Annotated in this window: 11 protein-coding genes and 1 pseudogene; all 12 read right to left on the reverse strand. The window is 38.4% G+C overall.

Annotation, left to right across the window (positions count from 1 at the left end):
• Positions 1-595 precede the first annotated feature (595 nt).
• Complete coding sequence (locus tag Q366_RS18475; protein ID WP_156968231.1) at positions 596-1606, reverse strand: MraY family glycosyltransferase; 1011 nt, start codon at positions 1604-1606, stop codon at positions 596-598.
• 33 nt (positions 1607-1639) lie between these two features.
• Entirely contained in the window at positions 1640-2635 is a 996-nt protein-coding gene (locus Q366_RS18480; RefSeq protein ID WP_035242062.1) for an NAD-dependent epimerase/dehydratase family protein, read from the reverse strand.
• Positions 2632-3414 (reverse strand): glycosyltransferase family 2 protein, encoded by a 783-nt coding sequence (locus Q366_RS18485; protein ID WP_035242063.1) that lies wholly within the window; start codon positions 3412-3414, stop codon positions 2632-2634. The genes Q366_RS18480 and Q366_RS18485 overlap by 4 nt, the downstream gene beginning before the upstream one ends.
• A 391-nt stretch (positions 3415-3805) precedes the next feature.
• Positions 3806-5116, reverse strand: coding sequence for an ISL3 family transposase (locus Q366_RS18490; RefSeq protein ID WP_035242064.1), 1311 nt, complete (start codon positions 5114-5116; stop codon positions 3806-3808).
• A 104-nt stretch (positions 5117-5220) separates the two neighbouring features.
• Positions 5221-5784 (reverse strand): IS630 family transposase, encoded by a 564-nt coding sequence (locus Q366_RS21070; protein WP_245620018.1) that lies wholly within the window; start codon positions 5782-5784, stop codon positions 5221-5223.
• Positions 5738-5992 carry a helix-turn-helix domain-containing protein gene (locus tag Q366_RS22305; protein WP_342668608.1) on the reverse strand — a complete coding sequence of 85 codons (255 nt, stop codon included), beginning with the start codon at positions 5990-5992 and terminating at the stop codon, positions 5738-5740. Before Q366_RS22305 ends, Q366_RS21070 begins: the two co-directional genes overlap by 47 nt.
• A gap of 230 nt (positions 5993-6222) precedes the next feature.
• Positions 6223-7515 (reverse strand): O-antigen polymerase, encoded by a 1293-nt coding sequence (locus tag Q366_RS18500; RefSeq protein WP_156968232.1) that lies wholly within the window; start codon positions 7513-7515, stop codon positions 6223-6225.
• Positions 7516-7523: 8 nt separating this feature from the next.
• Positions 7524-7778 carry a hypothetical protein gene (locus Q366_RS18505; protein ID WP_169743001.1) on the reverse strand — a complete coding sequence of 85 codons (255 nt, stop codon included), beginning with the start codon at positions 7776-7778 and terminating at the stop codon, positions 7524-7526.
• 135 nt (positions 7779-7913) lie between these two features.
• Positions 7914-9176: a glycosyltransferase family 4 protein gene (locus Q366_RS18510; protein ID WP_035242069.1), complete on the reverse strand. Its 1263-nt coding sequence runs from the start codon at positions 9174-9176 to the stop codon at positions 7914-7916.
• Complete coding sequence (locus Q366_RS18515; RefSeq protein ID WP_035242071.1) at positions 9173-9634, reverse strand: GNAT family N-acetyltransferase; 462 nt, start codon at positions 9632-9634, stop codon at positions 9173-9175. Before Q366_RS18515 ends, Q366_RS18510 begins: the two co-directional genes overlap by 4 nt.
• A 26-nt stretch (positions 9635-9660) precedes the next feature.
• Positions 9661-9867 carry a DegT/DnrJ/EryC1/StrS family aminotransferase gene (locus Q366_RS22460; RefSeq protein ID WP_425388338.1) on the reverse strand — a complete coding sequence of 69 codons (207 nt, stop codon included), beginning with the start codon at positions 9865-9867 and terminating at the stop codon, positions 9661-9663.
• Positions 9867-10094 (reverse strand): annotated as a pseudogene (locus Q366_RS22465) (DegT/DnrJ/EryC1/StrS family aminotransferase); the annotation flags it as partial. The pseudogene Q366_RS22465 and the gene Q366_RS22460, both read right to left, overlap by 1 nt.
• Between the last annotated feature and the right edge of the window lie 571 nt (positions 10095-10665).

Raw genomic sequence — 10665 nt, forward strand, 5'->3', positions numbered from 1 at the left:
TCAATCAAGGTTTGAGCCAGATTACACAAGGCTTGGCTGTGAATATGTGATTCTCAAAAAACGTAAATTTTTCTCACGTTTTTTAGGAACAAAGCCTAACCCTGCGATTAGGTGCTCACTCGCTAATACTTTGATTTAGAATTAACTTATTATTTCAGATGGTTGGAATAGATAAGTCCGTTGCTTTCACCCTCTGTTTTTCATGGAAATTCAGAGTATTAGAATGGCCAAAATCATAATCAAAGTATTAGCGAGTGAGCACCTAAAATTCCTTATCTTAGTGATCTCATCATCAACAAAGCTCTCAATTTACTAACTTCTCAATAACTTGTGGTAAACTCGTAAATCTTAAAAGTAAAACCTTTGATTTTAGGGCATTTTCGATTCCAAAAATCGGAATTTACCACAACTTATTGAGAAGTTACTCAATTTGTCTGTTTAACTGCGATTGAATTTGCTATCCTTTTGTCTTTTTACCCGGACTAAGGCGGCAAAAAATGAGCAATTTAAAACAGTGGATTTCGACACTTCATACTCGGACTTATTGAGAAGTCACCTTGTATATATTCTAATATATTAATTTTACTATATTTTTTTATTTACCCCCACTTATTGAGAAGTTACGGTCAGAGCCCGTTATAGAATTTTTCACTTTCATATTTATAAAGAAAAAAATGATTGCAAGAGTTCCAATTCCAATGACTCCGAGTAGCAAATTTTGCTGAACAATAAACCAGACAAACAACCCGACAAGGAGCTGCAAAATCCCATAACCGAGGGACACTTTCCAATGGGCAATTTGCCCCTCATTGACCAACACCTGATAAAAATGCCGCCTGTGGGGCAGGGTAAGTCTTTGACCGTCTATAATTCTTTCCATCATGGTGATCAATTCATCCATATAGAAGGGGAACATAAAACAGACTAATATGACAAAATCTGAAAATGTATGGGTAAATGCTACAACTATGCAGGCAAACACAAATCCCAGTAATATGCTCCCCACATCCCCCATGAAGACCCTGGCTTTGGGGATGTTAAACGGTAAAAAACCGGCGCAGGCGAAGACCATGGCAAAAGACAGGGTGCTTAACTCCGGGTTCCTACCGGCAACTGCTCCATAAGATCCTAATAAGCTGAAACCGATTATTCCGGTTACACCCGCAATGCCGTTTATTCCGTCCATGAAATTAAAAAAATTGGCGGTGCCGACGACATACACCGCTGCAGAAACATATATCAGGATTGATATCAAAAACTGATGAAACCCTTTTACGGAGGTTAGCGATGATATATCGAGTTCTGTGAGAAACAGGAACGCCACTCCAAATTGTACGACCAGGCGTAAACCGGGATTCAAGTTGATCCGGTCACCGAATAAGCTGAGCAATGAAAGACCTGTCACCGGTATCCAAAAACAGATTGTAATTTTGTTAAGGATACAAACCATCATAAAAACGAATAAAATCCCTATTCCGCCGCCTTTGGGTGTTGGACGGTCATGGGAGCTTCTTTCATTTGGACGATCTATCAGGCCTAAAAGATATGCATGTCGGGATACGAACCAAGCCCCAAATCCACCTAAAACAATCGAAAAAAAATACAATATCAGAGACTCCAAATAATTCTGATGGGTTTGCTAACGCCACTTCTTTATTGCTCTAAGCCATTCAACTTCTCTTCTTATCCCCTCCTCCAGCGTCTCCAGTGGCTCATACCCAAGCACCCTTTTTGCCTTTTCACAGGAAAACGTCAACGGTTTACTCAATTTCCTCACCCTGGCAGAATCAATCGGAAACGGAACATGTATCCATTTTTGAAAAATATCACCAAACTTTCCAGCCAGATCAGCCAGCAAGACAGGCGCATGGAACGGCCGCCATCGCATACCCAACGCCCCACAGATACAATCAACCATCTCATTCATTGTATAATCCCGTCCATCCGTCACACAAAACAGCTCATTTACAGCTTTTGCCTCAAAGGCGACCCTTATTGCGGCTTCTGCGGCATTTTTCGACGAAATCATGCTCCTCAAACTATTTCCATCCCCAAAATAGAAAAAAATTTTCTTTCTCACAGCCTTTATCAAAGCCGCTACATTCCCTCTATCCAAGGGCCCATAAACAACCGGAAACCTCAAGACAACCCCTTCCGGCCCGCCATCATTGGAGCTGTTCAATACCAGCTGTTCTGCCTGGTATTTACTTTCGGCATATACAGAGCCTGGCTTGCATGTGGAAAGTTCGTCACCATGAAAATCGGCATCTTTTCCATAAACCCCTACAGTGCTATAAAAGACAACCTTTTTAACTCTGTTTTTTTTCGCAGCCTCTAATAAATTCTTCGTTCCTTCAACATTCACTCGGAAGAACTTCTCTTCTTGCTCTTTTGTTCTAGGTACTGAATGAACCCTGCCTGCCAAGTGGAAAACAACGTCGCAATCCATGCACAGTAAGTCCAAGGCCTCAGGTGAATTAATATCCCCGGTTATGGCTTTAACTTTATTATTCTGGCAATTTAAGAAAGCATCATTCTGAAGAGCCAAAAGGTTCAGATACGCACCATCCGCAATTAATCGTTCAATCAGCGGTCGGCCGAGACAACCGGTTCCGCCTGTTACAGCTACATTCATTGAACTTCCTTTATAGGCTTTGAAACGAACTGGATTATGCGATTTAAGCCTTTCTTAAACGTAAGTGAAAGCGGAGAAATATGCACATTATTTTTCTTTCCAGCACGATATATCTCAAGATTTTGTTTTATGATATTTTTAATGTTTTTGTTTGTTGTACCGCCCAGCCTCATCTTCACCAAAACATTTGGAATGTAAACCGATGGAATTTTATATTTGCCCAAAAACCGCACCATGAGTTCAAAATCAGATGCAAGCTTGTAATCAAGATCAAACATGCCATATTTGTCATAAATCTTTCTGCTGACAAAAAAAGTAGGATGCGGCGGCACCCATCCCTTTCTTAATAACCCATCCCGATAATCACACGACTTCCAGTAACGAATCACCTTGTTCAAATTAAATTTATCCACATAAACCAGATCAGCATAACAAATGTCAATCGAAGGATTAGCAAAAATACCTGCAATCTTTTTTAATACCAGATTGTCAGCATAAACATCATCAGAATTCAACAACCCGACAACATCGCCTGTAGTTAAACCAATCCCCTTATTCATGGCATCATAGATACCGTCATCCTTTTCGCTAATAAATTTTATGCTTCCTTCAGGATATTTTTTGACAGCTTCTTTTATAACTTCAACAGTGCCATCAGTTGACGACCCATCAACTATAATATATTCTATATCGTCATACTCCTGTGATAAAACAGAATCCATCGCATTTTGTATGCTTGCTTTATTGTTGTAGACAACGGTTACAATAGAAATTTTCATATCAGAGACTCAACTTTCTGAGGAGATAAAATCCTCATTACCCTTCGTTTGCTAATATGGGGGGGGCGCCTTTTCTAATCCTCAGTAGTTAATCGCCGTACCCATGACCTGATCAAGTATGGTCTGTATGATTTCATCCGAAATACTGTGAGCTTTCTGCAAAAAAGCTTTAACCATGATCATAATTTTCTGAAGACAATGGTTCGGACAAATTTAGGCGCTAATAACGCCGTAGTTCAAGAGTTCTTCGTATTGAGGCATATTTTTTATCAAGATAGGGTTCAAATCTAAGTACATGGACAAAAATAAATCCATATTAAGAAAACGAAACCGTAAATTCCTTACCGACGTTTGCCAATATATTATCTAACTCAGCTTTCAAAAATTCGGCTCATCGCGGATTAGTGTGACAAACACCTAACCCTGCGATTACCCGTAGCCTAAAATTGTCAAAATTTCGGTATCCGAAAGCCATGCGTGTTATTACTCTCAGTGCATTATTCGCACCTTCGACAAATCCGTTGGTAATTCGTTCGATAAAATAATTAAGGATTTGATCTCGCCAATTGTTAAAAGTAGTTACAAATTTTGCAATCAATTTGTTACCTGTTCGCATAGCCTTTCGACACCATGCATCAAGAAACCGGGCAGCTTTCTCCCTGCATGTTATTTTTTCAAAAATCGTACGGAATTCTTCTTTTAGTAAGTACAAAGTACAAAGCTCCGGGCATTCTTGCAATATCTGTTTTAACCGATCTTCCTCTTTATTTGACAATTCAGATCGGTTGCGTACTAAAATCCAGCGGCTGCCTTTAAGTATTTTTTTTAATTCGGGACCACATTGGTTTTGATATGTTGTCCTGAGCTTTGTCAGGCGCATATTGAGTTGTTTCATCACATGGAAACGGTCAACCACAATTTTGGCACGGGGCAGCTTACTACGGGCAGCTTGATAATAAGGTTTCCACATATCAATGGATACAAAGCGGATTGACTTTCGACATTCCGGGCTCAATGACTCAATCCAGGTTTCTAATGTTTCTTTTTCTCTGTTAGGCAGTACTGCAAGAACACATTTTTTTGAAATATCTGAAATAATAAGAACAAATTGCTTGTAGCGTTTTTTGAGGGAAATCTCATCTACTCCCAGAACCCTGATTGTGTTGCAATTATCCAAATTATGCTTAAATGCAGCAAAACGATTGAATATTTCTTTAACCGTAGAGTGGCTCAGCCCTTCACGTACAGCAACAGCCTTACGGGTCGATTCAAGACAGGATTGGTAAACATGTCGTTCAAAGGCAATTGATTGTCTACGATGGGGCTCTACAAAAGGCAATTGCTCAGAAAAGATCTTATCACAATCTTCGCATTTGAAACGGCGGGCTGAAAAATGCAAAAAGGTCTTTTTCCCCCACACGTCTAAATGTCGGATTGATCGTTTTTCTTCTTGATGGACATTCTGTGAAAGGCAACCACAATGAGGGCACAAAGCAACATCATCTCGATGGGCACACCAAAGATGCAGTGCTTCGTGATTCCCTTCTCGACGAATAGCATACATGGTTACAAATAAGGTCGCAATGCCCAATAATTCAGTGAGTGTGCTATCCACCGTTTTTTTGAATTCTGACTTGCTAATTCGTTTCACGGCTTTTGATGCGTCCTTTATAAAACTTGGTATGTACGGTAGTAATTTCATGGGAAACCCTCATTAGTTATTATTGGCCTTTCCCATTGTTATTTATATGATTTGATTGCAAATATCTCGCATAAAATGAATAAAATTAATCAACTTACATTTTTTCACACTAATCCGCGATGAGCCAAAAATTCAAATCCTTTATAAGCTGAAGCTGATAACCAGAAATACTTGATATGTCTCCATAAAATTTCAATCAGATTCAACTCCGGTGAATATTTGAGGATAAAGTAGAGAAAAAGCCCTCTTTCTTCCCATTTCTCAATTTGAGCCTTAAAAATGGAGCTGTGATGTATTGGAGCATTATCTATAACAACGATGGTTCTTTTGGTAATGTAAGATGAAAAAGCATCAAAGCAGGCCACTACAATATCTGAAGTAACTGAGCAATCAAAAACGCAAGGGAAAAAGTCATTTTGCCTATTCAAAAATCCCAACACATTGATTCTTGGAGTTTTTCCACTCGGGAGTAAGAGTTGTTCATCCTTATCTTGCCAGGCATATGGAATCTCAGGCACGCCGGTAAAGCCAGATTCATCAACATAATACAAATCAATGATATTTGCCTTATCTTCCTCTTTCAAGATTTCAATTTCCTTTTGCGCTTCCCTGAACTCATTCTCATTGCGTTTGCTTTTGAGAGATTTCCGTCCGCGACACCAACGCAGTTTTTTTTATGATCCGTTTCAGGGTTTTTATGCTGATTTTTTTACCAAACTTTTCCTCTATTCCAGTAATGGTAGTTTTAAGTTGCCTTGGATTTTTCTTTACAATATCAATAATCTCAGCATACTCCTCACCATGGATCAGTGGTGTCCTTCCAGGATGCGGTTTATCAATTAAGGAGTCAAATTGATATTTTTCCCATCCATCGATCCAATGTCATAAACTTAAGCATTGAGATTTTATTTTACCACGAAGAACACGAAGTTCACGAAGATATTAGAGTACTAAACTTCGTGTTTTTAATCTGAAAGTTTTTTAACTTTCTGACATTGAGTATTAGTGCCTTCCAAATTAATAATCGCCCACACTTATTGAGAAGTTACCTAAATTCAATGTCAGAAAGTTGAGATATAATCATTGGTTCTCATGTTCAGCTTCCATCAAACGTTATATTCTTCAATTGAAATATGTGATTTAATGGTTTTATCAGATTTATCAGAGCTCCTACTAACTAAAACTAATCGTAAGAAAATACTAACAAATAGACACATAATCAAGGTCGGAATTTGGTTTAAAAAACTAAATATAGGCCATATAGAAAAATGAATCATAAGAATAAAAGCAAAAAATTCTTCGCGGTTTTTTAGGAAATATTCATAAGCCATTCTTTTAATAAAACCGTTAATAAGGCCATGAAAAAATACACCCAACACTCCGAAATCCAAATAAGATAATGACCAATTTAAAAGACCTGGAGTATTTCCCATCTCAGCCTTTCCGGGGAAAAGAACTTGATGAATCAGGGTCTGTCCGTATTCATAAGGCTTTCCTGGAAATAGACCACGGGGAAAATAAAACCATAGGGAAGATAACCAGCCTTTTCCATAATGAAATTCAAACTCATCGAATCTTGATAAAAATCTTGTTGTCGTATCAAAATAATCTTTAAAATAGAAGGTTGATTCCAATAGTGAAGACGTAGATCCTTGGAGGATAAGTAATGATAAAAATAATACAGAAAAGAATAAACCCATGGCGCATAAATTATAAAATGATATTCGCTTAATTTTAAAATGTCTATAAAATAAGGCAACAATGAGAATGATCAATATATTATTTTTTGAACCGGTAAAATATGCCAAAGAAGAAAAAAAGACTGAGACAATTAATAGTTTTATACCTATAGGATGCTTTGACCACAGGTAGTAAATAAATGTGAACGTAATAGCCCATTGAGATAAAAGAAAAAATAGTCCAGCCCCGGAACGAAAATTTTGATAAGCTCTGCGGGTATCAGTTATCCATAAGATCCCACCCCCACCTATTTTTAGTAATAAACAATATGATGTTATTATACATAACAAAAAACAAAAAAACTTGAAAGTATTGTATTTTTTTGCGCTACTAATAAGGTTTAAACCGGTAAAATTCATGATCTTAAAAAAAATAATTGTAAGAAATGAACCTTTAAACAAGAAAGGTATCAATAAACCGGTGAAATTAATTGCAGCAAAGAGAATAGTTTGTTTACTATCAATAAGGGAGTAGGCGTTTGTTGCTAAAATATAATTAGCAAGAATTCCTGACAAAATAGTATACATTCCAACTTGTGTAATGCTTGCGGAAGTAATTGGATTGATGACATTACGATATTTCAAGGTGGCAAGTATTGAGGCTATAAAGGCATAGAATCCCAATAAAATAAAAGCATTTTCCAGTGAAATTGAAAGCATTTTTTTGTTTATAACGAAGGAACTGAAGCTAATAATATTTTGGTAAATATTCGGGATTTTGAAATAAAGCCACTGTCCCTTTTTTCAAGCGCTTCTATCTTTTCACGTTCATTTTCAGTCAGGTTGGAAGGCTTCTTCAGCAATATCCATCGCAGTTTCCAAAACTCTGAGGCAAATTCCAACATATCTTTATCCTTATTTTTTTTATCTTCCGCTTTCAGATTCCTTCTGTATTCCAGAAGGCATTTTTTAAATTTTTTCATATATTTTTCGCCGTATGAAATGGTGAGTGGGCTCAAGAAGGTTTTATAGCGCTCCATGCCACAGAATGCCGTCAAAAAGCTAAGGATGCCCAAGACCCAAAAAGACAATTCAACAAATCATACCCCTAAATCCGCTTACATCAATGGTGGTGCTATCAACAGCTTCTGGTCTTCTTCAGTGAGCGGATGTTTAGCAATGCGCCTATAGTGTGCCCGAAATATGCGCACCGTGCGTTCCCACAAGTAGCGATTCACGTTCTTATGCCCACGTTCAATTAATGTCTGGCGCAAAGATTCATCTGTCCATAACCGTCTGATTGCTTCGGCGATTTCTTCCGGCTGCTCATGATTAAAGATTAACGCCGCATCTCCTGCTTGTGTAGGTAAGGAGGTTACATTTGAGCAAGCTACTGGAACTCCTGAAAGAAAAGCCTCCCAAATCGGGAAGCTCCCTGCCTCATACTTGGTCGGAATCACTACACATTTAGCCAGTTTATATAGGCATTGCAATTCAAACGAAGTCACAAACCCAAGAAAACAAGATTGTGCATCTAATCGCAATAATTCAATATGTCGCTTGATTTCCAAGAAAAATGTTCCAGAAATAGAACCTGCGAAAACCACTGATACAACCATGCCATATTGTTCCCTCAGGATTGCCACGGCATCAAGCAAGCCCAAATGATTTTTATGCGGCCACGTCTGAGCAGGGTAAAAAATAAAAGAATCCGGTAATGAAAATTTTTGCTGAACACTTGTAAAATCATCATGGGTTGGTTCTTGGAATGCGTTAATTACCGGAGCAAGTGGTATAACCTGCACTTTTTCATTTGAAAGATTGTAATTCCTAATTAAATCAGCTTTTACCCAAGACGAAGATACTGCTACCAGTTTAGCTCGACTAGAAAATATCCTGTATAGCAATTCTCTGAGCACGCGTTTGCTCATACTGAAATAATGAGGCAAATGTATATGTTGAAGATCATGTGGGTGATATATGCTTGGTACTTTAGTGAGAAATGCTACCTGATGTGTAAAATGCATAATGTCGATCTTAGCTTTTTCAATTGTACCATCTGACCACAAATTGCTTATCTTCCAGCGTTCGGAAACAGGATAAAGTTTTTGTAAGAGATCGTAAAGCTTAGGCGCATTAATTTTTAGTAAAGTCTTCAAACGTGAGCTTCGAGGAGCCTTCGAGCAATGCAGTATTCGACATGGCCCAGAGATATATGGTTTGATCCACTCATCTGCATCAGAATAGGCCAAAAAATAATATTCTTCTTGACCATCCGTCAACTGAGATAATCCATGAGCAAGGCCGATAACAAATTGTTCAACACCTCCGGCTGTTCCGCTAATAAGACGGGCATCAAGGCATATTTTTAAAGGCTTCATACTAAGTTTAATAACCCAACAAGTTGTCCATCTTCCTCGACAGCTTGAAAAGTGTATCCGAGTGACTTATATAAATTCACGCTGCGAATATTATCTGGGTAGCATTTTAGCTTTACTTTAACAGCTCCGCGCTGCCGGGTCGCAGCATGAAGAAAATACATAAAGGCCCTGCCCAAACCCTGACCTTGCGCTGATGGATGTAGGGAGATCCCTAAACTGGGGATAGTGTAACCTTCATCCCATCCTCGCAATAAGCCATATCCTAAAACGCGGTTTGCTATGACTGCCACATAGTAAAGATCCTGGCCCGCATATTGACTGATTCTTTGCGCCTCGGCCTTTGATAATGGATGCGGATGAAAATAACGTCCAATTCCGCTTTCTTCAAGATCTTTAAAGAAAACCTCTATCGATTTTTGAAATTCAGGACTTACTTTTTTAAACTCTAACGTTTGCATTTTTATGCACTCCATTTTTACCTTTTTTAGGAACGGATAATCTGCGTAATTCTATCCAAGTTTACATTCTCCAACTGTGTATAAGTTGTTAAATTCATTCCAGATTGGCTCAAGTCATCAGTAATAGGTAGATTCTCGCCACACCGTCGTGATTCTTCACGGAATGGAGGCAAATGATGTAGGGGTATAAAGAAAAGACGCGACTCAATCCCCTCCTTGTCTAATAATCTCATCAACTCATCAACTCATCACGTGAACGGCCATACGCTTTTTCTTCTACCGTAATACAAAATAGCCAAGGAGCAGGTTCTGCCCATAATGAAATCGGCTGAAATCCAATTCCCGGGATATTTAAAAATTTTTTACGGTACTCAGTAAATATTTGCTTTCGCCGTTCGATAATCTGCCCACATCGTTCAATTTGAGCACATAACATAGCACAGGCTATATTGGTTAGGCGGAAGTTGTAACCAGTTTATAACACTACAGCGGCACTTGTCTTTTTTCACAGAAAAAGGAGTGAGAAATCACCACATTTTAGCTGATTTAGAGCCATAAAAGGCTCCCCATAAAAGGTTCCATTGACAGGCGCGATTTCGGAAGTGCCGCTGTGAGTGATAAGAAACTATAGACAAAATACAGGAAACAAGAAGGCAAAGTGCCTGGGTGCCCATTTTAGCCCTGCATTGTTGTTGTCTTTAGTTTCATTGTTCGTTGTGGGCTTTACGCCCATGACTGTTTTATATGAAACACCTCCCTTAAAAAAAGGGAATAGTATCCTGTTGGTTTATGGCCTTTCGTTCCACAACACTTTCATTACCGCTACAAGTTGAAGGTATCAAATCAATAAAGCTATTATCTCTTTTGGGTAAAAATTAAAGCACAGAAGGCAACTTTTTAAATCATCAGCGGCGGCCGGTTTATACTATAAAAGTTTTACCGAACTGAAGTTCCAATCCTGCCCAACCACCCGGAAAACTTGATTGTTCACGAGTAACCTTTTATAAAGAGAAGCACCACACAACCTTTAT

This window comes from Desulfobacter vibrioformis DSM 8776, assembly GCF_000745975.1.
Taxonomy (GTDB): domain Bacteria; phylum Desulfobacterota; class Desulfobacteria; order Desulfobacterales; family Desulfobacteraceae; genus Desulfobacter; species Desulfobacter vibrioformis.